This is a genomic window from Agrobacterium sp. ICMP 6402 (genome assembly GCF_009498615.1).
GTDB classification, from domain to species: domain Bacteria; phylum Pseudomonadota; class Alphaproteobacteria; order Rhizobiales; family Rhizobiaceae; genus Agrobacterium; species Agrobacterium burrii.
The window spans coordinates 1,352,631-1,377,451 of sequence record NZ_QSNV01000001.1 but is presented as its reverse complement, the minus strand read 5'-3'; the positions used below and the strand labels follow the sequence as shown (position 1 = coordinate 1,377,451).

Genomic DNA, 24,821 nt, shown 5'->3' with positions numbered 1-24,821 from the left:
AGACGGAGGTGGGGCGTCGGGAATGGTGGGCATTCCTTAGATTATGGATTTTCGGCTGTTAATGGCTGCGCAGGTGTCGAGGCGGCGCTTAGAGAAATTCGATCAGCGCGTCGGGCGACTGGACGCGGTCGAATTCGACTGCGACGCCTTCCATGAAGTGGCGCACGATCTTGCCGCTCATGTTCTTGCCGAGCTGGACCCGGCTGCCGAGCGGCGGACGGTTTTCGACTTCGATTGCCGCACCGGACAGGGAAAGGTCGATCAGCCGGCAGGAGATGAGCACGCCATCTTCCAGAACCAGATGTGTCTTGGCATTGCGTGGCGTCAGTCGGTCGTGGCGTCGGTCTTCCGGCAGGCCGAGCAGTTGGCGCTTGGCGATCCATGCCAGCTGGGCCGCGAGTTTTTCCCGCTTGCGCTCCGGCGCATTGATGGTGATGACGAAGCCGGAGGCGGTGAGCGACGTTACCGAGCCTTCGATCCGGCCGATGTGCTGGAGATAAGCGATGACGCGGTCACCATTGCGGGCCATGCCCGAGCAGGTGAACTGCGCTCTTTCGGCGGTCATCTCGGTTGCGGTGCAATCATATTCTTCATGGTCGGGCAACATGAGGCGGCCGGAAAAGGACACGACGACGGCGTCGTCGAGGGAGACCTCTTCAACCGGACGCAGGATTTGGGCAGTGTTGACCGAACGAGATGAAAACATGGACAGCGCAATTGTAACGGATGATGATGACAAATCTCTACTCTGCGCGGGTTAACAGACTGTATTGCTTGATATCTACAATTCTTACGATCGGCGATATCGTTACAGCTTTGACCTATTTTCAGCAAAGATTCCGGGTTGCAGGGCGCCATCCGTCCTCACATTGAAGGAGGAACGGGCCCCGTCAACAGCTCCCCGCGAATGGTGTGAAAGCCGTAAGCGTGTTTTCCGAATATTGCGTCTGCGCGATATCCATCTGCAGCAGGCGGCTGCTCTTCATCCAAAGGCAATTGATGGGGGTAGCGAATTCGTGACGCGGATGTGCCGGAAGCAAGGCCCCGAGCAGCCGCGGGGCGGCGCCTTCGTCCGTGCGCAGCGGCAGCAGCAGCATCTCGAATGCCAACGGGGCTGCGCCGAAATCATCCTCCGCCTCGACATCGAAGACGACTGGCAATTGATGTTGCAGGATGCCGCGCGCGACGCGGCAGGGGAAAACGGCTTTTGCCGCCGGCCACAGTTCCGAAAACGGGCGGTCGCGCAATTCCCGACCAAACAGGTCGCAAATGCGCGTGCCGGCGAGGCGGAAGAAGGGCGCTTCCTCTCCCTTTTCCGTCAGGATGAAGAGATCACCCAGATGATGTTTCAACCTTGCGGGATCGATGTCTTCGCGACGGGGCGCGGGTCTGTTGCCGCGCAGCTCGTCCCAATAGTTATATATGTCCAGTCCGGCCATGCTTTTCATAGCACCGTTCTCCATGTTCGCTTTTGGGACATCATGTCCATCCGAACGCCTGTATGTGGAGGTGTAGCGATTTTCGTGCCAGCCGGTTTTGTTAAGGTTAACAAAGGGTTGATATTGCGCGGCGACAAAGGCCGTGGCATCGGTGCGGCCATGTCGGGGACAAGCTCCGGTCAGCACAATTGATGGCAGCGCTCGTGACTTTACCGCGTCGCCGCAAGCCGGACTGCCTTTGGCGGCGGCGCTCGAACCGGCTCTGGTTTTGGCGTCGTTGCCTGAAAGGCAGGACGGCTTTTTTTTCGTCCGGGCTTCCTATATTGCTCGGAAGATAGAAATTTCGACAAGACAGGGATGCGATCATGTCCTACGGGGACGGCGAACGGCCGCCGGTTTCGGAAACGCCGGAGCCGAAAGACGACACGAACAATCCCGTCTTCAACCTGCCGCCGCTTCTCGTCGGCATATTGGCGGCGCTCCTGGTTGCTTATGTGGTTCCTGCCTATCTGCTATCGGAGGATGGCAGCAACTGGTTCATCTTCACCTTCGGCTTCATTCCGCTGCGGTATGCCGTGCCTTTCTCCCAGCAGGGTCTGGAATGGCTCTGGACGCCGGTCAGTTATTCTTTCCTGCATGGCGGCATCGAACATATTCTGTTTAACGGATTGTGGTTGATGGCCTTCGGCGCACCGGTTCTGCGCCGGATCGGAACATGGCGCTTCGTGCTGTTATGGTGCATTTCCGCCGCCGTTTCGGCCTTCGGCCATGCGGCGCTGAACTGGGGCGATGTCACGGTGCTGATTGGCGCGTCCGGTGTTGTTTCGGCACTGATGGGAGCAGCCTGCCGTTTTGTTTTCCCCGCCCGTGGTGGCTACAATGCCTCTTTCGGCCATCTGATGCCGCGGCAGGGCATTCTGGAGGCGCTTTCCAACCGCACCGTGCTGATCTTCACGCTGATGTGGCTGTTCGGCAATGTCCTGATTGCAGTCGGGATACCGCTGTTTGGCGATGTCGGTGGTGAAATCGCCTGGGACGCGCATGTCTTCGGGTTTCTGCTGGGTTTCCTGTTCTTCGGCCTGTTTGATCGCCCGCTGCGCTAAAGCGGGCCGAGCAGCGGCCCGCCACGGCTTGTGGCAGCGCATCGAAGCGATCACGCTCCTTGTCGGCCATGGCGCAAATTTGCTTGGGCGCGTCCCATCCGGGATTGCATTCACACGGGCCTCAGCGCACCATGGTTCATGATTTGCAACCGCCGGGGGAGACTGCGGCGTGCTGTGATCGCTGAAAAGAGGAGGAAGGCATGGCAACATTCGTAAAAGATCTTCTCGACCGCAAGGGTCGGGACGTCGTGACTGTAGGTCCGGAGGTCAGCATCGGCGAGGCAGCGGGAACGCTGCATGCGCACAAGATCGGTTCGGTCGTCGTGACGGATGCCGATGGCGTCGTTCTCGGCATTTTCACGGAACGCGATCTGGTGAAGGCCGTGGCGGGCCAGGGCGCCGCTTCTCTCCAGCAGTCCGTTTCGGTGGCCATGACCAAGAACGTCATCCGCTGTCATGGTAATTCCACTACCGACCAACTGATGGAAATCATGACAGGCGGGCGTTTCCGCCACGTTCCGGTCGAGGAAAACGGACGTCTCGCCGGCATCATCTCCATCGGTGACGTGGTGAAGGCGCGGATCGGCGAGATCGAGGCCGAGGCCGAACATATCAAGGCCTATATCGCCGGCTGAAACCTTGCGCCGGGGGCAGGGCATTTCCAGTAGCGAATTAAGCAGGAGGTGTTCTACGTTTCCGGCGCGGTACAATTGCCTGACAGCCTTATCGGCGGCCTTTATCTCAGCGCCGGAACGCCTGCTGCATGCGCTCCAGCTCGGGAATACGGGCGCGGGTTTCCTGATATCCCCTGTCGATGGCTTCACTGGCGCGATGGAATTCCGACAGGCCGATATCGTTGATGCGTGGATGCAGCATGAGGTCGGGCGGATCGCCGGCGAGGCGCGAGCGTGAAATCCGGTCCTGAATGATGTTGAAGGCCTGCACCATGACGCCCGGCAGGCCGGGACGCGGCGCGCTCTCTACGGGCGGAGCGGAGCCTGCATGTGGGGAGGCTGCATGCTTGACCACGGCGGAACGGCCAAAGAGATCGTAATTGAGATTGACGGCAACGACCAGCGCCTGCTCATAGGCCCGGCAGACCGAAACCGGCACGGGGTTGACCAGCGCGCCGTCGATCAAAGTGCGGCCATTGCATTGCACCGGTTCGAAAATTCCCGGCAGTGCATAGGATGAACGAAGCGCGGTGACGAGGTCGCCCTGATGGATCCAGACCTCATGGCCGGTGCGCAGTTCCGTGGCGACGGCGATGAAGGGATGTTCGAGGTTTTCGACGCGCAGGCCTTCCAGATGCTCCTGCATGCGCTTGGTCAGCCGCATGCCGCCAAACAGGCCGCCGCCGCCGATCGTCAGGTCGAGCAGGCCGGCAATGCGGCGCATCGTCAAAGATCGGGCGAATTCTTCCAGTTCATCGAGCTTGCCGGCGAGGTAACAACCGCCCACCAGCGCGCCGATCGACGTGCCGGCAATCATGCCGATCTTCACGCCTGCCTCATCCAGCGCCCGCAGGACGCCGATATGGGCCCAGCCGCGCGCGGCCCCGCCACCAAGCGCCAGCGCGATGCGGCGCGTATCGACGCGCTCGGTGACGATGGGCGGCTCCATGTATTCGGGGTTTCCAGCCGCGAGCTGATTGCGACGATTTCCCCATCCCAACATGATCGCACTCCCTGCCAGTTCCGTGAGGCTCCGTCCTATCCCCGGAACCTGCTATATTGGTAGCAAATTGGTGCGGCCGATGGAAGCCGGCCGTTTATGTGCCGGAATAGGTGGTTGCCGGATCGAAATGGCGAGTATCGTCGGTGATTTTGGTCACGGCATTGCCATCAGACATTTCCACGGTGCGATAAAAGCAGGAGCGGCGGCCGGTGTGGCAGGTCGCATCACGGCCGGCGACGGAGACCTTCAACCATACGGCGTCCTGATCACAATCGGTGCGGAATTCCTTCACCGTCTGCAGGTTGCCTGATGTTTCGCCCTTTTTCCAGATCTTGTCACGCGAGCGGCTGTAATAATGGGCGATGCCCGTTTCCAGCGTCAGCGACAGGGCCTCTGCATTCATATGGGCGACCATCAGCAACTCGCCGTCGCGAGCGTCGGTTACCACGGCGGTGACGAGGCCGTGGGCATCGAATTTCGGCGAAAAAAGGCCCGCGTTTTCGAGCACTTCCTTATCCGCAGGCGCGGATGGAAAGGGAATGGACATGATAACCCCGGAAACTGAACTGGCGGAATGATCAGAGCGGCGAAAGAACGGAATCGATTCCGCCGCTCCAGGTCTTATCTGATCACCGGATTTTCCGAAAAACGCGCTGGCGATTCGGTCCGATGCCTAGCGGTTCCGCACCATGGTCATGAAGCGGACCTGCTCGGCCGGGTCGTTCTTGAACGTACCGGTGAAGCTGGTGGTCAGCGTTGTCGACCCCTGCTTGTTTACGCCGCGCATGGACATGCACATATGTTCGGCGTCGATCATGACGGCCACGCCGCGCGGTTTCAGCGTTTCCTCGATGGATCTGGCAATTTGCGCGGTCATGTTTTCCTGCGTCTGCAGGCGGCGGCCGAAGATTTCGACGACGCGGGCAATCTTCGACAGGCCAAGCACGCGGCCAGCCGGAAGATAGGCGACGTGCGCCTTGCCGACGATCGGCACCATATGGTGTTCGCAATGGGAGAAGAACGGGATGTCGCGCACCAGCACCACATCATCATAACCGCCGACTTCCTCGAAGGTCGTGCCGAGCACGTCCTGAACATTCAGCTCATAACCGGCAAAGAGTTCGCGATAGGCCTTGGCGACACGCTTTGGCGTATCCAGAAGTCCTTCACGGGCAGGATTTTCTCCCGCCCAGCGCAGAAGAACGCGTACTGCTTCTTCCGCTTCCGCCTGGCTTGGGCGGGCCTCGGCCACGTCGGGTTTTGTGCCAGCGCCGGGGAAATTCTTCACGATCGCATCCATTTCGTCTCTCCCGATGCGGGTAAAGGCCGCACCTGAACTCGTTTTTCATCGCGAACTCGTGTTCGCAGTTGCTGCTATCTGGTTGTTTTACAGCATTTTGGCAAGGCCGCCGCTGATAATTCGGTATCGAAGCCGTTAATTTCATCATGGCTTGATGTCCAGAAAGCTCGTTAGCATATAATGAGAATGAAGGGCAGGAAAGCTTCACTGCGACAAACGCTGTGTTTGGAAAATATGACCTGTCCCGTTTTGGGCATTTTGAGCGCGCCGGACACCTGACGATGGATGACATCTATAATAACCGCATTCTGGACTTTGCCGGGAATATTCCGCTGATCGGTGTTCTTGAAGATGCCGATGCCAGCGCCGAAAAACACTCGCGGCTATGCGGCTCGAAACTCAAGGTCTATCTAAAGGTGAAAGACGGCATCGTGACCGGATTTTCGCACGAGGTTCGTGCCTGTGCGCTTGGTCAGGCCTCGGCCTCCATCATGGCCCATCATGTCATCGGCGCTTCCAGCGGTGAAATCCGAAAGGCGCGGGAAGATATGCTGGCCATGCTGAAACAGGGCGGTGAGGGGCCGACGGGCCGTTTTGAGGATATGCGGGTGCTTTCCCCCGTCCGGGACTTCAAGGCACGCCACGCTTCCACCATGCTGACTTTCGAAGCGGTGGTTGATGCGCTCGATCAGATCGAAGGCCGGCCGGTCGTGAATGTTGCGGGTTAGACGATGTGCGGCGAACCGGGCTGCCGGCATCAAGAGACGGCGAGGGCCGGGCAATCCCGTAACTGGGGCGGGACCTTTGCCAAAACGCCGGGCCGGCTTTTGGGTGTCGGTTTCATCAGGCTGTATCAGCTGACGCTTTCCGGTTTCATCGGCAATTCCTGTCGCCATATCCCCACCTGTTCGGAATATGGTTATGAGGCCATCGCCCGTCACGGACTTTGGCCGGGCGGCTGGATGACGCTGTTTCGTGTGGCGCGCTGCGGCCCGGGCGGTACCAGCGGGCTGGACCCGGTGCCGGAGACGCTGGGCGAAAAGAGGCATTGGTGGACGCCGTGGCGTTACTGGAACCTGCCCAGATGAGCGAGTATGTGGCTCTGCTGCACAGCATCGTTCTTGGCGGCGGCAAGCGGCTTGTGATGGCCGATCTGCGGGCAATGGCGGAGGAACTGGGGTTTCAGGACTGCAGGACGCTGGTTGCGACCGGGAATCTGGTTTTTCGTGCCGAGGCTGGGCTGATACCGGAATTCGAAGACCGTCTTGAGCGCGCCTTCGAAAAGCGGTTCGGCAAACATGTCGATATACTTGTTCGGGCGGGCAGCGACTGGCTGAAACTGGCGTCGGATAATCCGTTTCCGCACGGCAATTCTCCTGACGTCTGCATTCGGGTGATGCGGCAGCCACTTGGCGAAGAGGTTCTCGGATTACTGGAGAAATATCGTCAGCAGGAAAAGATTGCCGTGGTCGGTGGCGAGCTTTGGATCGATTTTCAGGGCAAGCCGAGCGAGAGCCGGTTGCTGTCCGTCCTGACCACGAAAAGGCTTGGCATAGGCACAACCCGCAACGCCAATACGGTCAACGGGCTGGCGAAAATGCTCGGGTGAAACGCCGTTCACCTTTGACTGGAATGGCAAAAGCCTTTATCAGCCTGCCTGCCCAATATTATCATTCGGGCGATTATTATTCCAACACCACCCGCATTCGTTGGCGGGACTGGACAGGAGAATTCGACAATGTCTGAAGCTGTTTCCCTTACATTTCCCGATGGTTCCGTGCGCAGCTACCCCGCCGGTACGACTGGCCGTGAAGTCGCCGAATCCATCTCCAAATCGCTTGCCAAGAAGGCTGTCGCCCTTGCGCTTGATGGCACCGTGCGCGATTTGTCCGAGACCATCACCGATGGCAAAATAGAGATCGTCACGCGTGAAGACGGGCGTGCGCTGGAGCTTATCCGCCACGATGCCGCGCACGTCATGGCTGAAGCCGTGCAGGAGTTGTGGCCCGGCACGCAGGTAACGATCGGCCCGGTGATCGAAAACGGTTTTTATTACGACTTCGCCAAGAACGAACCTTTCACGCCGGAAGATCTGCCGAAGATCGAAAAGCGGATGAAGGAAATCATTCAGCGCAACAAGCCGTTTACCCGCGAGGTCTGGTCGCGCGAGAAGGCCAAGGAAGTCTTTGCCGCCAAGGGCGAGAACTACAAGGTCGAGCTGGTCGATGCCATTCCGGCAGGTCAGGACCTGAAGATCTATTATCAGGGCGACTGGTTCGATCTCTGCCGTGGCCCGCATATGGCCTCCACGGGGCAGATAGGCACGGCCTTCAAGCTGATGAAGGTGGCTGGCGCTTACTGGCGTGGTGACAGCAACAATGCGATGCTGACGCGCATCTACGGCACCGCCTGGGCGACACAGGAAGAGTTGGACAATTATCTGCATGTTCTGGCTGAAGCTGAAAAGCGCGACCACCGCCGCCTCGGACGCGAAATGGACCTGTTCCATTTCCAGGAAGAAGGTCCGGGCGTCGTGTTCTGGCACGGCAAAGGCTGGCGCATGTTCCAGACGCTGACGGCCTATATGCGCCGGCGTCTTGCCAACACCTATCAGGAAGTCAACGCGCCGCAGATTCTAGACAAGTCGCTGTGGGAAACCTCCGGTCACTGGGGATGGTATCAGGAGAACATGTTCGCGGTGAAATCCGCTCATGCCTTTACCCATCCTGATGACGAGGAAGCCGATCAGCGCGTCTTCGCCTTGAAGCCGATGAACTGCCCCGGTCACGTTCAGATCTTCAAGCATGGCTTGAAGTCTTACCGCGAAATGCCGGTTCGCCTGGCGGAATTTGGCAATGTCCATCGTTATGAGCCATCGGGTGCGCTGCATGGTCTGATGCGTGTTCGCGGCTTTACGCAGGATGATGCGCATGTCTTCTGCACGGAAGAGCAGATGGCGGCGGAATGCCTGCGCATCAACGACCTCATCCTCTCCGTCTACGAGGATTTCGGTTTCAGTGAAGTCGTCGTCAAGCTGTCCACGCGCCCGGAAAAGCGCGTCGGTTCCGACGATCTCTGGGATCGCGCCGAAAGCGTGATGCTGGAGGTTCTGAAGACGATCGAGGAGCAGTCCGAAGGCCGCATCAAGACCGGCATCCTGCCGGGCGAAGGCGCTTTCTACGGGCCGAAGTTCGAATATACGCTGAAGGATGCCATTGGCCGTGAATGGCAGTGCGGCACGACGCAGGTGGACTTCAACCTGCCGGAACGCTTCGGCGCCTTCTATATCGACCAGAATTCCGAAAAGACGCAGCCGGTGATGATTCACCGCGCCATTTGCGGCTCGATGGAGCGCTTCCTCGGTATCCTGATCGAGAACTTCGCCGGTCATATGCCGCTGTGGTTCGCACCGCTGCAGGTCGTTGTCGCCACCATCACCTCGGATGCAGACGATTACGGCCGCGAAGTGGCCGAAGCGCTGCGCGAGGCGGGCATGGTAGTCGAGACCGACTTCCGCAACGAGAAGATCAACTACAAGGTCCGCGAACATTCGGTGACGAAGGTTCCGGTCATCATCGTCTGCGGCCGCAAGGAAGCGGAAGAGCGCACCGTCAACATCCGCCGCCTCGGTTCGCAGAACCAGACGCCGATGTCGCTGGAAGATGCGATTACCAGCCTCGTGGACGAGGCAACGCCGCCGGATGTCAAGCGCAAGCTTGCGGCGAAGAAGCAGGTTGCTTGATGAAAATGACGGCCCCCTCGGGGGCCGTTTTCGTTTTTGGGTGAGGGGCGCTAAAAGCTCTCTGCACGTCATCCTCGGGCTTGACCCGAGGATCCATTCTCACCGCCGAACTGTGGATCCTCGGGTCAAGCCCGAGGATGACGCGGAGTGTGATGGGATTTCAAGGCACTTCGTCTCTGAACAGGCAGCGAAACCTACTCAAAATCCCCGGTCATATCTTCCGGTGCCTGATCCTTCATCAGCACTTCCACATCGGAATCCCGACCGGACGTAACCTTGAAATTGCGCTGGAAGACCTTGTCCTTGTTGCGGGCGATGGCGGTATATTCGCCTTCCGCCAGAACCATGGTCGAAAAAGCGCTGACGCTTTCATTCACCACGTCGCCGCCGCCGTTCAGCACCGACCAGGCGGTGTCGGCAATGGCCTCGCCGCCCTCGTCGGAGACAAGCTTGAGGGTGATCTGTGCTGCCTGATGCTGAAGCGTTGCTTCGGTGAGTTTGCCGGCTTCCACCTGGATATCGGCGCGCACGACGGCATTGACGTTGCCGTATTCGGAAACCACGTGATAGGTGCCGGCATTGAGGCGAACGACGGTATTGGGTTTGATGTCGGCCATCACGAGGCCGCGCTCACCGTCCGGGCGGGCATCGGAGGAGTAGACCGAAAATTTCAGCTGGCCGCCGGAAATCTGCTTGTCTGACCCTGCGACCGCATTCAGCACGAAACCGCCGGCATCGAGAATAAGCACCTGCTTCTGGACGTTGCCTGATGTCGGAATATTGAGTTTCTTGGTGACGCCGGCGCGGCCGAAGGCGACGTTGACGAAATATTCGCCGGGCACCAGATGGAATTCCGCCGAGCCGCCCTCCGAGCTTGCCAGCATCGGCAATTTGCCATCGGCACCCGGAATGGGGCTGAAGACGCGCCAGGACAGGCCTTCCTTCACCGCTTCGCCGCCGCTCGTCAGCTTGGCTTCCATGGCGATATCGCGGGCGGTGCTTTCCGGGGCATTGGGTGCTGTCGGCGCGGTGAAAGCATTGAGCTTCGGCATTTTCGGCGTGCCGCCCAGCTGCTTGAAGTCTTTAAAGGCGTCCTGCGAAAAAGCGGCTTGTGATAAAACGCCGAGCGCGGCGCATGCAATGGCCAGACGTGTCGCGAATTTGGCCGCGAATTTGATTGCCGACATTTTCGATACCGATTGACTTCTAGAATTTCCCGGATCACTTCAAAACCAATGCCATGGCTATTTCAAGGCCCATAATTTCGCGATGACAGCAGAATGGAAGATTTTTGATCATGACCAGCGATATCAAGCTCCTCGACTACCTCAAGGTTCGCCGCTCCACGCCCGCTTTGCAGCTTGCCGAGCCGGGGCCTTCGAAGACGCAGATCGAGGAAATCCTGCGGCTTGCCGTGCGCGTACCTGACCATGGCAAGCTCGCCCCCTGGCGTTTCGTGGTTTATCGCGGTGAAGATCGTGTGCGTCTCGGCGAGGCCGCGCTCAGGATCGCGCTTGAGAAAAACCCGGAACTGGATCTGCAGCAGCAGGATGCCGAGCGCACCCGCTTTACCCGCGCGCCAGTCGTCATCGCCGTCGTCAGCACCGCCAAGCCGCATTTCAAGATCCCGGAGTGGGAACAGGTGATGTCGGCCGGTGCGGTCTGCCTCAATGTCATCTTCGCCGCCAATGCAAGCGGATATGCCGCGAACTGGCTGACGGAATGGCTTGCCTTCGATACGGCCTTTCTGGCGGAAATCGGCGTCAGCGACGAAGAGAAGGTGGCGGGTTATATCCATATCGGCTCGACGACATTCCCGCCGGTGGAGCGGCCGCGGCCGGAGCTTGCCGATATCGTCACCTGGGTCGGGGACGTCTGATGTTTTACACCACCGACACCAACCGGCATGGCCTGCCGCATGATCCGTTCAAGGCCATCGTCGCGCCGCGGCCAATCGGCTGGATCGGCTCGAAGGGCAGGGAGGGCGTGCTGAACCTCTCGCCCTATTCCTTCTTCAACGCGATTTCCGACCGGCCGAAGCTTGTGATGTTTTCCTCCAGCGGCCGGAAGGACAGCCTGCGTAATGTCGAGGAGACCGGTGTTTTCACCGCCAACCTCGTCAGCCGCCATTTGATCGACCGGATGAATGCCTCTTCCGCGCCGGTTGCTTACGATGTGGATGAATTCGCCCTTGCCGGCCTGACTGCCGTTGACGGGAAGGTGGTGGATGCGCCCTTTGTGGGCGAGGCGCTGGCGGCGCTGGAATGCCGCGTGACCCAGATTCAGCAACTGAACGATATCGACGGAAAGCCATCGGAGTCGTGGATGGTGATCGGTCAGGTCATGGCGATCCATATTGATGATGCGATCATCCGCGATGGCCGCATCGATATGGGGCTTGCGCGTCCCGTGGCGCGCATGGGCTATATGGATTACTGCGATGGCGGCAGCGATGTATTCCAGCTGCAGCGTCCCTCTACTGCGCCGTAAATATATTCCTTCGCCGGCAAGGGTTAAATTTTATGGTGAACCAAACGTAAACCATTTGCGCCTAGAGTTTTATACATGGTGGCGGCGATGATGCCGTCATCCATTGTTGCGAATGTGTTTCGAGGCTCAGGTGATCGTACAGGCATTTCTTCGCTGGTCTGAAAAGGCTGGATCGACCGAGCGGGCGAAGGCCGCCAATGCTCTCGGCCGTGCCTATCTGCATTCCGACATGGCGCGGGAAAACCGCGATGCTGCCTATATGGCAATGACCTATCTGCTCGACGACCCGTCGCCGCGAGTGCGGCTGGCACTTGCCGAGGCGCTGGCGGATGCTACCGATGCGCCGCGTGCCATTCTCGTTTCACTTGCCGAAGACCAGCCGGAAATCGCCTGCACGGTGATTGCCCGTTCGCCGGTCCTCACCGAAGCCGATCTGGTCGACCTTGCCGGGCGCGGCGAGAGCCTGACGCGCGCCCTCATTGCCGCAAGGCCGGGTCTGCCGCGCGGGGTCTGCGCTGCACTTGCCGAGGTCGGCGACCTCTCGGAAACCATCATTCTTCTCGAGAATGACGACGCCTTCATCACGCCGTTCTCGCTGCGGCGCATTGCCGAGCGCCATGGCTGCGACGCCGATATTCGTGATCTCTTGCTTTGCCGTGAGGCGCTGCCCGCTGATGCGCGGCACCTGTTGATGGCGCGTGTCAGCGAAGCTCTGGCGGGTTCGGCGCTGGTTCATGCGCTCATCGCAGGCAACCGCGCCGACAGTATTTTCCGTGAGGCGGAGGATTCCGCCACCATCCTCATCGCAGCAGCCGTTTCTTCGCCCGAATTGCCGGCGCTGGTGGAACATCTGCGCCAGAGGCTGGAATTGACCCCGGCGCTGCTCATCCATGCCGTCTGCTCGGGCCGGCTGGAATTCTTCACGGCGGCCATGGTCAATCTCTCCGGTCTCGAAGACCGCAAGGTGCGCGCCATCCTGGCAACAGGGCGGCCGCACGCGCTGAAGGCCCTGTTCCAGTCGATCGGTCTTTTCGGCGACGTCGTTGACGTCTTCATCGAGGCGACGCTGATGTGGCGGCGTGCCGCCCGCTCGCAGCTTTCCGAGGCGGCAGCCTCCGTCTCCGCCGAGTTGCTGGCGCATTTCCGCAACGTCAACGGTTCCGAAACGTTGTTCGAACTGCTGCATGCCGTGCGCAAGCTGGCGATTGCGGAAGAACGGCAGAAGGCCCGGTATTACGCCGAGGCGCTGACGGTTGAGGCTGCCTGAGTTTTATTTCTCCAGTCGTTTGGCAATCCACGAATAGCTGTTTTCGACCACTCTGACCGGCGTGCCCAGCAGATGCTTTATGCCTTCGGTAGAAGGCAGGATGCGGCTGACGCGGCTGATTGCCCGCTTGGTGAGGCTCTCTTCTTCCTTTGGCGTCACCTGTTCCATCGCCTGTTGCGTTCCCGCGGGTGCCCCAGCGGCAGGGGGCTGTGCGCCCGGAGCGTTACCCGCCGTCTGCGGCGTTTGCTCGTCCGGTGTCTGGCAGACGGCCACCACGACCGGATAGGAGGCATTGGCGTAACGTTCCAGCTCCTTTTCCGACACGGCGTCGCAAAGCTCGATGCTGGTCCAGCGCTGCTGCGAGGTGGCAAGGTAATGGCAGTCGGTGGCGCTGTCGTCGCAGCCAAGGAAGGTCATGAGAACGAGGCCTGTTTTCATGGGTGTGTTGCCTCTGTCGGGAAATCTGTTCTAGAAACTCATCTATCCGGATTGCAGTGACATTACGACGAAATACGCATTTTTTGAGAGAAAGCAGGCATCGCATTGGCCATCGAAATCAAACTTGAAACACCCCGGCAGGAAGCGGTTCTGCGCCTCATTGATCTTTCCAATGCTTACATGGCGTCACTTTATCCCGCCGAGAGCAACCATCTGGTCGATATCGGCCTGCTGGAAAAGGACAATGCCTCGTTTTTTGTGGCGCGCCATGAGGGGCGTGTCGTTGGATGCGGCGCGCTGGTGGAAGCGGGCGACGGTACGGCGGAAATCAAGCGCATGTTCGTTGATCCCGACGCGCGGGGATTGCGGATCGGCAAGCTGATCATGGATACGCTTGTTGCGCGCGGCATCGAACTTGGCCTTACCGCCATCCGGCTCGAAACGGGCATCAGCCAGCCGGAAGCGATCGGTCTTTACCGCAAGGCGGGGTTTGTGGAGATCGAGGCCTTTGCGCCCTACAGGCCGGATCCGCTAAGCATGTTCATGGAAAAGACGCTTTAGGGGCCGGGCACGGATTCGAATGGTTCGGGGATGAGGAGGCGTCGGCCGCAGCATCAGCCCCGCGTCACCCCGGACCAGATTCGGCGTCTGTTGCGATCAAGTCCCTGATCGCGAAGACACGTTGTGCACGGCGCAGACGCGCCGTGGCTTGGATGCTGGATCAGGTCCGGCATGACGAAGAAGAGAGAATCGACTTTGGCCTGCCATCTGGCGTTTCAGGCAATCGCCCTTCGCCGCAGGCTTCAGCATCAAAACGCCGCTTTTCGAAACGCCGTCGTTTCGTCGCTTTCGTCTTCACGCGAGATGGCATCTGCGACCGGGTCGTCCTGCGTGGGTGGCGGGGGCGGGGTCTCTGTGCTTACGGCGGCGGAGATTTCCACTTCACGCACCCATTCGCGCCAGATTGCCACCAGCAGCGCCATCAGCACCGGGCCGATGAAAAGGCCGAGGAAACCCATGGTCTTGACGCCGCCGACGAGACCGAAAAAGGTCGGCAGGAAAGGCAGCTTGATAGGTCCGCCGACGAGTTTCGGGCGGATGGTCTTGTCGACGATGAAAAGTTCGACCGAACCCCAGACGAACAGCGCCAGACCGTAAGCCGGGGAGCCGCTGGCGACCAGGTAGATCGACACCAGCGTAAATGAGAGCGGCGCGCCGCCCGGAATGAGCGCCATGACGCCAGTGAGCACGCCGAGCGTGACGGGCGAGGGCACGCCGGCAATCCAGTAGGCGATGCCGAGGATGATGCCTTCGCCGATGGCGATCAGCGTCATGCCTGTGACGGTGGAGCTGATGGTGGCCGGCACGACGCGGGAGATGCGCTCCCAGCGGGTCGGCAGGATGCGCTCACCGACGAGATCGACCTGACGGGAGAAGCCCGCGCCGTTGCGATAAACGAAGAACAGCGCGATCAGCATGAACAGCAGGGTGAGGACAAGGTGGAACGCACCGTTGCCGGCGGCAAGGATCGCCCGGTAGATATTGCCGATATTGGCGCCGCTGACGAGCTGAATGACTTCACCGATGGCGCCCGGCGTACCGATATATTTCACCCATTGCTCGCCGAGCCACGGGCCTATGCCGGGCAGCGCCGCGATCCAGTCCGGTACGGGAGCGCCCGCCTTGTTAACATGCACCGCCCAGCCGAACCATTCGCGAATTTCGCTTGCCGTATAGGAGGCGGCGATAAAGATCGGCACCACGAGAAAGGTAAGGATGAGGACGATGGCGATGGATGCGCCGAGGGTGGTGTTGCCGCCCACCTGCCGCAGAAGCCGCGTGTAGACCGGCCAGCTGGCAAAACCGATGACGAGGGCGGCGAGAACCGGAACCAGAAAGCCGTGGAAGAAATAGGTGCCCGCAAGCGCGACGAGAACGAGCAGCCAGCGCGCAGCCGAGATGGGCGGGATCAGGGCGATCCGCGTCGGACTGGCGGGACCAAGCCATCTCGGTTCGCCACTCTGCTTACGACTGTCATTGTTACTCACGGCAGGCTCTTTCTCGCATTCTCCCCCAAAGGGGTGCATTCACTCTGTCACACCGATACATATAAGTGCAATATAACCCGATCACATTACCGTTGTGTGTTTATTGCCGAAGCTATTGAACGATTTTGGTAAAAATAGAACATCGGTCTTGGCGCGCGCATTGAAATATGACAATTGAACTCCCGTTTTCTGCGGCGCGAATTTTGCCGCGCCCGCTCTCCAGGTCATGCCATGCTTCGCCGTTTCTTCGCCTATTATCGTCCCTATCGCGGTCTCTTCATCCTCGACTTTTCCTGCGCGGTCTTGTCGGGTGTGCTCGAACTCGGTTTTCCAATGGCGGTGAAGACCTTCGTTGACGTGCTTTTGCCGGGCGGTGAATGGGCGATCATTCTTGCCGCCTCGGTGGGTTTGCTGGTCATCTACGTGCTGAATACCGGGTTGATGGCGACAGTCACCTACTGGGGACATATGCTCGGCATCAATATCGAAACCGACATGCGGCGTCTGGCCTTCGATCACCTGCAAAAGCTCTCCTTCCGTTATTTCGACAACCAGAAGACCGGCCATCTGGTCGGGCGGCTGACCAAGGATCTGGAAGAGATCGGCGAGGTGGCCCATCACGGGCCTGAGGATCTGTTCATCGCCATCATGACCTTCATCGGCGCATTTCTGCTGATGATGTCGGTCAATGTGCAGCTGGCGCTCATCACCGCCGCCGTCGTGCCCGTCACCGCCTGGGTGACCAGCCGTTACGGCGGCCGCATGACGCAGAACTTTCGTGCGCTTTATGGTCGTGTCGGGGATTTCAACGCCCGCATCGAGGAGAATGTCGGCGGCATGCGGGTTGTGCAGGCCTTTGCCAATGAAGACCACGAGCGCGCGCTGTTCGAGAAGGACAACCAGAAATACCGCCGCACGAAGCTCGACGCTTACAAGATCATGGCGGCCAGCACCTCGCTCAGTTACATGAGCATGCGCCTGACGCAGATGATCGTGATGATCTGCGGTGCATGGTTCGTCATCAACGGCGACCTGACGGAAGGCGGCTTCGTCGGCTTCCTGCTGCTGGTCGGCGTGTTTTTCCGCCCGGTGGAAAAGATCAATTCGGTCATTGAGACCTATCCGAAGGGCATTGCCGGTTTCCGCCGTTTCACCGAGCTTCTGGATACCGCGCCCGATATCGTCGATGCGCCGGATGCGATCGATGCGCCGGCACTGTCCGGTGCCATCGAATATCGCAACGTCGGTTTCGGTTATGCCGAGGGCAAGCGGGTTCTCGACAATATCGAGCTGAAGATCAGCGCCGGCGAGACCGTGGCTTTTGTCGGTCCGTCGGGTGCCGGCAAGACGACGCTCTGCTCGCTTCTGCCGCGCTTTTATGATGTCACCAGCGGTGCGATCACCATTGACGGCATTGATATCCGCAAGATGAAGCTTGCCTCGCTGCGTAACCAGATCGGCATCGTGCAGCAGGATGTCTTCCTGTTCGGCGGCACAATCCGCGAGAATATCGAATATGGCCGGCTTGGTGCGTCGGATGCGCAGATCATGGATGCGGCGCGGCGTGCGCGGCTGGATGGCGTCATCGAGGCCATGCCGCTTGGGCTCGACACCGTCATCGGCGAGCGCGGCGTGAAGCTTTCCGGTGGGCAGAAGCAGCGCCTCGCCATTGCCCGCATGTTCCTCAAGAACCCGCCGATCCTCATTCTGGACGAAGCAACCTCGGCGCTCGATACGGAAACGGAGCGGGCCATCCAGCAATCGCTGACGGAGCTTGCCAGGGGCCGCACGACGCTCGTCATCGCCCACCGGCTGGCAACGATCCGTGATGCCTCGCGCATCGTGGTGGTGGACCAGACCGGCATTGCCGAAACCGGCGCGCATGCCGAGCTTCTGGCTGCCAAGGGCCACTATAGCCGGCTGCACGAGGCGCAGTTCAGCGGGCATCTTGCAGGCCTCAGCTGAGCTGATTGAGAGCGGCGCTTTCTGCGCTGCCGCTTATCCGCCGTTTTCCGCTGCCTGTTCCTCGACGATGCCGGGATTGGGTTCCGGCTTGCCGGGATGGCTGGTGACGAGATAACCCATGGCGACCGCGGCGGCGACCACGAAGAGCAGCACGATGCCGCTGATCGTCATCAGCCAGTCACGCGGCCTTCTATGTGCCATGATATATCTGGGCCATCGCCTTGGACGGTTCGCCAGGCTGAATTTGCTGCCGTCTTGCATGAACTTCCCCGGAACTGGATTGCTTCCTGAAAGATAACGCAGGTGCGTGCGCCGCTGTTCCGCACCGGCAGGGGCAGGGGTGATGACAAGGCCGTGAGGGCGCTCACCTGAACGGCCGACCCTTGTCATCAAAGGCCGGGCATCGAAAACGGAATGATGCCCCGGCCATTCTTCAATTTACAACGGAGACGGCCGGATCAGGCGGATTGCACCGCGATGCGGTTTCCTTCGCTATCGGAAATTTCGGCGACGAAGAGATTGTCATCGACCGGCGTTTTGGGAAACAGGATTTCGCCGCCCTGCTGCACGGCTCTCTCAAGCACATCGTCAATGTTCTTCACGCTGAGATAGATGATCGCCCCGTCTTTCGTCGGAACATAGGTCTCACCCTCGGCAAGCGCGCCGCTTGCCCCATCCTTGCCTTCCTCGAAGGGGAAATAGGCCATCCTGTTGTCGTGGATCGTGACGATTTCCGCAAAGCGCACATCAAAAACGGCGCCGTAGAAACACATCGCCCTTTCAATATCAAGCACGGGAATTTCGACATGGGCAATCAGGTTCACGCGATTGTTCCTTCTGAAATATGTCCGAAGTCTATTGGCTATCTGTGTACACGCCACGACATCGATGCTGTCAATGGCCAGACGCAATCGGGCCGCTTGGCCACCTGAAAGCCGACCTTTTCTCGCGTGGGCTGATCCCGCCGGTTCTTATGCGGCGCTTTTGATCCCGTCGATTCGAGGGCATCCGGCGAAGTGATCCTTGCGGCGAAATGCCCGCAATCCCCTGCAATAATACAAGGTCCAAAAGCCCGCTTGCCAGCCCATGCAGTTTATGCGAATGATTTGCAATTGCATAAACTCAATTTCCCAATTGAAAGTTCTTGGAATGGACAAGCCAGTCTTTGGATGGCGGCGGAATGGCGACGATCTGTCGTTGTCCGACGTGCACGGTTCGATCAAGGTCAAGCCGAATGCCGGCACGTTTCGCCGGGCGATGGCCTTTTTCGGGCCGGGATATCTCGTTGCAGTCGGTTATATGGATCCCGGAAACTGGGCGACATCGCTCGCCGGCGGCTCCAAGTTCGGCTATACGCTGCTCACCGTGGCGCTGGTTTCCAACATCATGGCGATTGTGCTGCAATCGCTCTGCGCCCGTCTGGCGATTGCTTCCGGCCGCGATCTCGCCCAGGCCTGCCGTGATGCCTATCCAAAGCCCGTGGCGATGCTGCTGTGGGTGCTGGCCGAAATCGCCATTATCGCCACCGATATTGCCGAAGTCATCGGCACGGCCATCGGCCTCAACCTGATTTTCGGCATTCCGCTTGAACTCGGTGTTCTCATCACCGCGCTTGATGTGTTCCTGATCCTTTATCTGCAGAAGCTTGGTTTCCGCTGGGTGGAGGCGATGGTCATCACGCTGCTTGGCGTCATCGCCGTGTGTTTCGCCATTCAGGTGGCGCTTGCCGACCCCGACTGGGGGCAGGTGATCCTCGGTTTTGCGCCGACGACCGAGATCGTCACCAATCCGGACATGCTGTATCTGGCGCTCGGCATTCTGGGTGCGACTGTCATGCCGCATAATCTCTATCTGCATTCGGGCATCGTGCAGACCCGCGAAATCGGTGAAACGCTTGCCGAAAAACGCGAGGCGCTGAAATTTGCGACGCTCGATTCCACCATCGCGCTGATGTTCGCTCTCACCATCAACGCCTCGATCCTTATCCTTGCAGCAGCGACCTTTCACAAGACGGGGCAGACCAATGTCGCCGAACTTGGTGAAGCGCATAATCTGCTCGCGCCGCTGCTGGGTCTCGCGATTGCGCCGACGCTGTTCGGCGTAGCGCTTTTATGCTGCGGCATCAATTCCACCGTCACGGCGACACTTGCCGGCCAGATCGTGATGGAGGGGTTCCTCAAGATGCAGCTCGCCCCCTGGCTGCGCCGCCTCATCACCCGCGGCATCGCCATCATCCCGGCTGCGGGCGTCACCATCTTTTACGGAGACAGCGGTACGGCGGAACTCTTGATCCTGACGCAGGTGGTGCTGAGCCTGCAACTCTCCTTCGCCGTCTTCCCGCTCGTGATGTTTACCTCCGACAAGGCCAAGATGGGCGAGCTAAAAGCGCCGTTATGGCTTTCGGCCTTCGCATGGTTGATCGCGGTGGTGATCGCGGCGTTGAATGTGAAATTGCTGGTGGATTTTATGGGGTGAAGCTGGTCAGGCCGCGCCCTTACGGAGCGCGGCCGCCGTTCCCTCGGGATCGACGGCAATGACTTTCAGATAGGCGCGGGCCGGTTGATCCGGCTCGCTGCGACCCTGTTCCCAATCCCGCAAGGTGCCGAGTGGAATATGATAGCGCGCAGAAAACTCTTCCTGCGTCAGCTTCAGCGCCCGGCGGATGATCTTGATGCGGGACATTTTCTTGGCAACCGCGAACTGTTCGGCGGATAGGGGCGGATTATCGGGATCGGCAAGCGCGTTTGTTTCCGCTTCTTCGTCGGTCATGGCGTGAAGACGGACCCAGTCGGTTTGATCGGTTTTACCAGCCATTCTCGTTATATTCCTTACGCTCTACGCGTGTCGCTTTTCGTGCGGAGATGATGCGGATCGTTTCGCTTCGTTCGGTATAGATAATGGTGAGAACCAATCCGTTGCCCAACCCCACTATACGCCGCCGGACTTCACTATAATTTGCCGAACGGTCTTCCATATCTACGGCGAACGGATGGTCAAAAACGCTGCGGGCGCTTTCAAAACTGACGCCATGTTTGGCGAGATTGGCTGACGCCTTATGTGCATCCCATTCGAAATATAACATTTTGAACTACGGGTTTCCAGTAGTGCAATAAATAAAACATCAAAAACAATAAGGGCTCTTTCATATCTGAAAGAGCCCTTAAAACTAATCATTTTTTGGTGTCTAAGCTAACACTCAGCTGCAACCGCTCGTCGCACCACAAGTATCGCACTTCTCACAAGTGCCGTTGCGCACCATCGTGAAGTTCTGGCATTCCGAGCACATGTTGCCCGTATAACCCTGTGCGATTGAGCGCATGCGGCGTTCGTTTTCCTTCTTCTTGGCTTCCGCCTTGGCTGATGCAGCGTCTGCGGCGGCCTTGTCGGAGAAGAGGGCGGTGGCGGTCTGCTGGGATTCCTGAACCACCTCGTCGATCACTTCTTCGGCGATCTCTACCGCCAGTTCCTTGGCGCGCTCTTCATAATCGCGCTTGAAGGAGACGATTTCCGACGTGGTGATGGCGACGGTCGGTTCCAGCTTGCGGGCGGCCGAGCCGGCAAAGGAGGTGACGTTGGCGGAACCGCGGGCAGGGGCTGCCGTTGCCGAACCCTTGGGCTCGGAAGCGGCGCGGTCGCCTTCGTTGCTCGATACCAGCGTCGGCTTGTAACCGCGCGTCCAGCCGGTGGAGAGCAGATTGGTCTTGCCTTCCTGGATGCCCTTGCCGAGTGCGGTGTTGGAGAAGTCGGACGTATCGACATGGGCAAGATCGTGGCGGCCGAGATAGGAGACGGCCAGTTCCCGGAACACGTAGTCGAGGATCGACGTGGCGTTCTTGATCGCGTCGTTGCCCTGCACCATGCCGGCCGGTTCGAACTTGGTGAAGGTGAAGGCCTCCACATATTCTTCCAGCGGCACGCCATATTGCAGGCCGAGCGAAATGGCGATGGCGAAGTTGTTCATCATCGCCCGGAAGGCAGCGCCTTCCTTGTGCATGTCGATGAAGATTTCGCCGATGCGGCCGTCACCGAATTCGCCGGTGCGCAGATAGACCTTGTGACCGCCGACGGTTGCCTTCTGGGTATAACCCTGACGGCGGTTCGGCAGCTTTTCACGCTCGCGGGAAACCCGCTCGATGACGCGCTCGACGATCTTTTCGGTGATCGTCACGGCCTGCTGGGCCAGCGGCTGCTGGATCAGTTCCTCGACGAAATCTTCTTCGTCGTCATCTTCCACCAGCGAAGCGTTGAGCGGCTGGGACAGCTTGGAACCATCGCGGTAAAGGGCGTTGGCCTTCAGCGCCAGCTTCCACGACAGCATGTAGGCTGCGCCGCAATCTTCCACCGTCGCGTCATTCGGCATGTTGATCGTCTTGGAGATCGCACCCGAGATGAACGGCTGTGCCGCCGCCATCATGCGGATATGCGATTCGACCGAGAGATAACGCTTGCCGATCTTGCCGCAGGGGTTGGCGCAATCGAAGACAGGCAGATGCTCGTTCTTCAGGAACGGTGCGCCTTCCAGCGTCATCGCGCCGCAGACGTGCACGTTTGCCGCTTCAATGTCCTTCTTGCTGAAGCCGAGATGCTCCAGCAGGTTGAAGCTCATGTCGGAGAGCTGCTCGTCGGAAACCTTGAGCGTGCCCTTGAGGAAGTCGGCGCCCAGCGTCCACTGGTTGAAGACGAACTTGATGTCGAAGGCGCTTTTCAGCGCGCCGTTGACGGCTTCGATCTTCTCATCGGTAAAGCCCTTGGCGCGCAGCGTCGAGGCGTTGACGGCAGGCGCCTGGTTGAGATTGCCGTGGCCGACAGCATAGGCCTCGATTTCGGCAATCTGGCTTTCGGAATACCCAAGCGAACGCAGGGATTCCGGCACGGCGCGGTTGATGATCTTGAAGTAGCCGCCACCGGCGAGCTTCTTGAATTTCACCAGCGCGAAGTCGGGCTCGATGCCGGTCGTGTCGCAATCCATGACGAGGCCGATCGTGCCGGTCGGCGCGATGACGGTGGTCTGGGCGTTGCGGTAGCCGTGCTGTTCGCCAAGCGCCAGCGCCTTGTCCCAGGCGGCAGTGGCATGGGCGATAAGGTCCTGATCCGTGCAATCGGCATGGATGAGCGCGACCGGGTTGACCGACAGGCCCTCATAACCATCCGACAGGCCATGGGCGGCGCGACGGTGGTTGCGGATGACGCGCAGCATGTTGTCGCGGTTCGGCGCAAAGCCGGGGAAGGGGCCAAGCTCGCCGGCCATTTCAGCCGAGGTGGCGTAGGAAACGCCGGTCATGATGGCGGTGAGCGCACCGGCAATGGCGCGGCCCTCATCGCTGTCATAGGGAATGCCCGACGACATCAGCAGGCCGCCAATGTTGGCGTAACCGAGGCCAAGCGTGCGGTATTCGTAGGAGCGTTCAGCAATCTGGCGCGAGGGGAACTGCGCCATCATCACGGAGACTTCGAGCACGACGGTCCACAGGCGCACGGCATGTTCGTAATCGGCGATATCGATGCGCTTCGTCTTGGCATCCTTGAACTGAAGCAGGTTCAGCGACGCAAGGTTGCAGGCCGTGTCGTCAAGGAACATATATTCCGAGCACGGGTTGGAGGCGCGGATCGGGCCTTCGGCCGGCGAGGTGTGCCAGTCGTTCATGGTGGTGTTGAAGTGCAGGCCCGGATCGGCGGATGCCCAGGCGGCGTGGGAAATCTTTTCCCAGAGATCGCGGGCCTTCAACGTCTTCATGACCTTGCCGTCCTTGCGGGCGGTCAGGTTCCAGTCGCCGTCATTTTCGACAGCGCGCAGGAAGTCATCCTTCAGCGAGACGGAGTTGTTGGAGTTCTGGCCCGATACCGTGAGGTAGGCTTCCGAATCCCAATCCGTGTCGTAGGTCTTGAACTGGATGTCCTTGTAACCCTGTTCGGCGAACTGGATGACGCGCTTGACGTAGTTTTCCGGCACCATGTCCTTCTTGGCAGCGCGGATTTCGCGCTTCAGGGCAGGGTTCCTGGCCGGGTCGTAGCAGTCGCCCCGAGTTGCATCGGAGCCAGCTTCGCAGTTGACGCAGGCCTTCATGATCGCCTTCAGGTGCTTGGCGACGATCTTGGAGCCGGTGACGAGTGCCGCAACCTTCTGCTCCTCGTTCACCTTCCAGTCGATGTAGGCTTCGATATCCGGGTGATCGGCGTCGACGACGACCATCTTCGCCGCACGGCGGGTGGTGCCGCCGGACTTGATGGCGCCGGCTGCGCGGTCACCGATCTTGAGGAAGCTCATCAGGCCGGAGGACTTGCCGCCGCCGGAAAGCTTTTCGCCTTCGCCGCGCAGGTAGGAGAAGTTGGAGCCGGTGCCGGAGCCATACTTGAACAGGCGGGCTTCACGCACCCACAGGTCCATGATGCCGCCTTCGTTGACCAGATCGTCTTCGACAGACTGGATGAAGCAGGCATGCGGCTGCGGATGTTCGTAAGAGGATTTGGACTTGGTCAGTTTACCGGTGAAGGGATCGACATAGAAGTGGCCCTGGCCGGGACCATCGATGCCATAGGCCCAGTGCAGGCCGGTGTTGAACCATTGCGGGGAGTTAGGGGCAACGCGTTGGGTGGCGAGCATGTAGGCAAGCTCATCGCGGAAGGCGAGCGCATCTTCTTCGGTTGAGAAATACTTGCCCTTCCAGCCCCAATAGGCCCAGGTGCCGGCCAGACGGTCGAAAACCTGGCGCGCATCGGTTTCCGAACCGTAACGCTCGGTTTCCGGCACGTCCTTCAGGGCTTTCTCATCGGCAACCGAGCGCCACAGGAAGGAAGGAACATCGTTTTCCTCAACCTTCTTAAGCACCTTCGGCACACCGGCCTTGCGGAAATATTTCTGCGCCAGAACGTCGGTCGCCACCTGGCTGAACTGCGCGGGAACGTCGATATCCGCCAGACGGAACACGATGGAACCGTCGGGGTTCTTGATTTCACTGACGGCCTTGCGGAAGTCGATTTCCGCATAAGGCGATTGGCCGGGCTTCGTGAAGCGACGTTCAATGCGCATGGTTTCCTGTCCTCGTCCATTGGGCGCCCGGCAAAGGGCGCAAAAATCCGGTCCCGCCGTGCGATGTCTTCGCGCAGCCGGTTGTTGCCGATCTGAAAGGGATGTTCATCCTTGGATGCGATCCCTGTATCTCGTGGCTTATACGGCTGCAAGCATAGTGTGGAATACTAAATATAGTATCAACAGCTTCCTGAAGCCAGTCCCCGCGTCATGTTTTTGGCGGTCCTCGAAAGACACGCAAAATCCGCCGGCGAACCGCCCCCTGATGGCCGGGACGCCCTTTTTGGACTTGCGAGCTGAGATTGAAAGGAACCGGCCTCGTTAC

Annotated in this window: 25 protein-coding genes; 12 read left to right on the top strand and 13 right to left on the bottom strand. The window is 59.5% G+C overall.

Going from position 1 to position 24,821, the window contains the following annotated elements:
- Positions 1–88: 88 nt before the first annotated feature.
- Together DXT96_RS06975 and DXT96_RS06970 are read right to left on the bottom strand one after the other, a co-directional pair.
- A complete protein-coding gene (locus DXT96_RS06975; protein WP_153513960.1) occupies positions 89–706 on the bottom strand; it encodes a PilZ domain-containing protein in 618 nt (205 codons plus the stop codon).
- Between the two features lie 184 nt (positions 707–890).
- Complete coding sequence (locus tag DXT96_RS06970; RefSeq protein ID WP_153513959.1) at positions 891–1,448, bottom strand: PAS domain-containing protein; 558 nt, start codon at positions 1,446–1,448, stop codon at positions 891–893.
- A 356-nt stretch (positions 1,449–1,804) separates the two neighbouring features.
- On the opposite strand from DXT96_RS06970, the gene DXT96_RS06965 reads away from it, so the two are divergent.
- Together DXT96_RS06965 and DXT96_RS06960 are read left to right on the top strand one after the other, a co-directional pair.
- On the top strand, positions 1,805–2,542 hold the full coding sequence (locus tag DXT96_RS06965) for a rhomboid family intramembrane serine protease (protein ID WP_153513958.1): 738 nt from the start codon (positions 1,805–1,807) through the stop codon (positions 2,540–2,542).
- Positions 2,543–2,742: 200 nt separating this feature from the next.
- Positions 2,743–3,177, top strand: coding sequence for a CBS domain-containing protein (locus tag DXT96_RS06960; RefSeq protein WP_149897399.1), 435 nt, complete (start codon positions 2,743–2,745; stop codon positions 3,175–3,177).
- A 106-nt stretch (positions 3,178–3,283) separates the two neighbouring features.
- On the opposite strand, the gene DXT96_RS06955 is transcribed toward DXT96_RS06960, so the two are convergent.
- From DXT96_RS06955 to folE, 3 genes are all read right to left on the bottom strand, one after another.
- Positions 3,284–4,219, bottom strand: coding sequence for a patatin-like phospholipase family protein (locus tag DXT96_RS06955; RefSeq protein ID WP_153513957.1), 936 nt, complete (start codon positions 4,217–4,219; stop codon positions 3,284–3,286).
- A 94-nt stretch (positions 4,220–4,313) separates the two neighbouring features.
- A complete protein-coding gene (hisI, locus tag DXT96_RS06950; protein ID WP_153513956.1) occupies positions 4,314–4,766 on the bottom strand; it encodes a phosphoribosyl-AMP cyclohydrolase in 453 nt (150 codons plus the stop codon).
- Between the two features lie 126 nt (positions 4,767–4,892).
- The gene (folE, locus tag DXT96_RS06945) at positions 4,893–5,519 is read right to left on the bottom strand and encodes a GTP cyclohydrolase I FolE (RefSeq protein WP_046798300.1); all 627 of its coding nucleotides are present in this window, start codon (positions 5,517–5,519) and stop codon (positions 4,893–4,895) included.
- A gap of 281 nt (positions 5,520–5,800) precedes the next feature.
- Here folE and DXT96_RS06940 point away from each other — a divergent pair, with 281 nt between their 5' ends.
- The 4 genes from DXT96_RS06940 to thrS all read left to right on the top strand — a co-directional run bounded on the left by DXT96_RS06940 (position 5,801) and on the right by thrS (position 9,261).
- Positions 5,801–6,247 carry an iron-sulfur cluster assembly scaffold protein gene (locus DXT96_RS06940; protein ID WP_153513955.1) on the top strand — a complete coding sequence of 149 codons (447 nt, stop codon included), beginning with the start codon at positions 5,801–5,803 and terminating at the stop codon, positions 6,245–6,247.
- A 3-nt stretch (positions 6,248–6,250) separates the two neighbouring features.
- Entirely contained in the window at positions 6,251–6,607 is a 357-nt protein-coding gene (gene yidD, locus DXT96_RS06935) for a membrane protein insertion efficiency factor YidD (RefSeq protein WP_149897403.1), read from the top strand.
- Positions 6,604–7,128 carry a DUF1697 domain-containing protein gene (locus tag DXT96_RS06930; RefSeq protein ID WP_153513954.1) on the top strand — a complete coding sequence of 175 codons (525 nt, stop codon included), beginning with the start codon at positions 6,604–6,606 and terminating at the stop codon, positions 7,126–7,128. Before yidD ends, DXT96_RS06930 begins: the two co-directional genes overlap by 4 nt.
- A gap of 129 nt (positions 7,129–7,257) precedes the next feature.
- Positions 7,258–9,261: a threonine--tRNA ligase gene (gene thrS / locus DXT96_RS06925; RefSeq protein WP_153513953.1), complete on the top strand. Its 2,004-nt coding sequence runs from the start codon at positions 7,258–7,260 to the stop codon at positions 9,259–9,261.
- A 194-nt stretch (positions 9,262–9,455) separates the two neighbouring features.
- Here thrS and DXT96_RS06920 read toward each other — a convergent pair whose 3' ends face one another.
- A complete protein-coding gene (locus tag DXT96_RS06920) occupies positions 9,456–10,448 on the bottom strand; it encodes a hypothetical protein (RefSeq protein ID WP_149897406.1) in 993 nt (330 codons plus the stop codon).
- 110 nt (positions 10,449–10,558) lie between these two features.
- Between DXT96_RS06920 and DXT96_RS06915 the strand changes: the two genes are divergently transcribed.
- The 3 genes from DXT96_RS06915 to DXT96_RS06905 all read left to right on the top strand — a co-directional run bounded on the left by DXT96_RS06915 (position 10,559) and on the right by DXT96_RS06905 (position 13,018).
- Positions 10,559–11,140: a nitroreductase gene (locus DXT96_RS06915; RefSeq protein WP_153513952.1), complete on the top strand. Its 582-nt coding sequence runs from the start codon at positions 10,559–10,561 to the stop codon at positions 11,138–11,140.
- Positions 11,140–11,751 carry a flavin reductase family protein gene (locus DXT96_RS06910; RefSeq protein ID WP_153513951.1) on the top strand — a complete coding sequence of 204 codons (612 nt, stop codon included), beginning with the start codon at positions 11,140–11,142 and terminating at the stop codon, positions 11,749–11,751. Before DXT96_RS06915 ends, DXT96_RS06910 begins: the two co-directional genes overlap by 1 nt.
- Positions 11,752–11,863: 112 nt before the next feature.
- A complete protein-coding gene (locus tag DXT96_RS06905; protein WP_153513950.1) occupies positions 11,864–13,018 on the top strand; it encodes a DUF2336 domain-containing protein in 1,155 nt (384 codons plus the stop codon).
- Positions 13,019–13,021: 3 nt separating this feature from the next.
- On the opposite strand, the gene DXT96_RS06900 is transcribed toward DXT96_RS06905, so the two are convergent.
- Positions 13,022–13,456: a hypothetical protein gene (locus DXT96_RS06900; protein WP_153513949.1), complete on the bottom strand. Its 435-nt coding sequence runs from the start codon at positions 13,454–13,456 to the stop codon at positions 13,022–13,024.
- Positions 13,457–13,561: 105 nt separating this feature from the next.
- Here DXT96_RS06900 and DXT96_RS06895 point away from each other — a divergent pair, with 105 nt between their 5' ends.
- Positions 13,562–14,017 (top strand): GNAT family N-acetyltransferase, encoded by a 456-nt coding sequence (locus DXT96_RS06895; RefSeq protein WP_153513948.1) that lies wholly within the window; start codon positions 13,562–13,564, stop codon positions 14,015–14,017.
- 248 nt (positions 14,018–14,265) lie between these two features.
- On the opposite strand, the gene DXT96_RS06890 is transcribed toward DXT96_RS06895, so the two are convergent.
- Positions 14,266–15,504 carry an AI-2E family transporter gene (locus DXT96_RS06890; protein ID WP_174373623.1) on the bottom strand — a complete coding sequence of 413 codons (1,239 nt, stop codon included), beginning with the start codon at positions 15,502–15,504 and terminating at the stop codon, positions 14,266–14,268.
- Between the two features lie 231 nt (positions 15,505–15,735).
- Between DXT96_RS06890 and DXT96_RS06885 the strand changes: the two genes are divergently transcribed.
- Positions 15,736–17,469 (top strand): ABC transporter ATP-binding protein, encoded by a 1,734-nt coding sequence (locus DXT96_RS06885; RefSeq protein WP_153513946.1) that lies wholly within the window; start codon positions 15,736–15,738, stop codon positions 17,467–17,469.
- Positions 17,470–17,502: 33 nt separating this feature from the next.
- On the opposite strand, the gene DXT96_RS06880 is transcribed toward DXT96_RS06885, so the two are convergent.
- Positions 17,503–17,730, bottom strand: a complete 228-nt coding sequence (locus tag DXT96_RS06880; protein ID WP_153513945.1) for a hypothetical protein — start codon at positions 17,728–17,730, stop codon at positions 17,503–17,505.
- 197 nt (positions 17,731–17,927) lie between these two features.
- Positions 17,928–18,293 (bottom strand): VOC family protein, encoded by a 366-nt coding sequence (locus DXT96_RS06875; protein WP_371418801.1) that lies wholly within the window; start codon positions 18,291–18,293, stop codon positions 17,928–17,930.
- A 325-nt stretch (positions 18,294–18,618) separates the two neighbouring features.
- On the opposite strand from DXT96_RS06875, the gene DXT96_RS06870 reads away from it, so the two are divergent.
- Entirely contained in the window at positions 18,619–19,944 is a 1,326-nt protein-coding gene (locus DXT96_RS06870) for an Nramp family divalent metal transporter (protein WP_194287570.1), read from the top strand.
- A gap of 6 nt (positions 19,945–19,950) precedes the next feature.
- Here DXT96_RS06870 and DXT96_RS06865 read toward each other — a convergent pair whose 3' ends face one another.
- The 3 genes from DXT96_RS06865 to DXT96_RS06855 form a co-directional block, all read right to left on the bottom strand.
- The gene (locus DXT96_RS06865; RefSeq protein ID WP_174373626.1) at positions 19,951–20,283 is read right to left on the bottom strand and encodes a DNA-binding transcriptional regulator; all 333 of its coding nucleotides are present in this window, start codon (positions 20,281–20,283) and stop codon (positions 19,951–19,953) included.
- Complete coding sequence (locus tag DXT96_RS06860; RefSeq protein WP_153513943.1) at positions 20,273–20,551, bottom strand: BrnT family toxin; 279 nt, start codon at positions 20,549–20,551, stop codon at positions 20,273–20,275. Before DXT96_RS06860 ends, DXT96_RS06865 begins: the two co-directional genes overlap by 11 nt.
- 114 nt (positions 20,552–20,665) lie before the next feature.
- Positions 20,666–24,496, bottom strand: coding sequence for a vitamin B12-dependent ribonucleotide reductase (locus tag DXT96_RS06855; protein WP_153513942.1), 3,831 nt, complete (start codon positions 24,494–24,496; stop codon positions 20,666–20,668).
- Positions 24,497–24,821 lie beyond the last annotated feature (325 nt).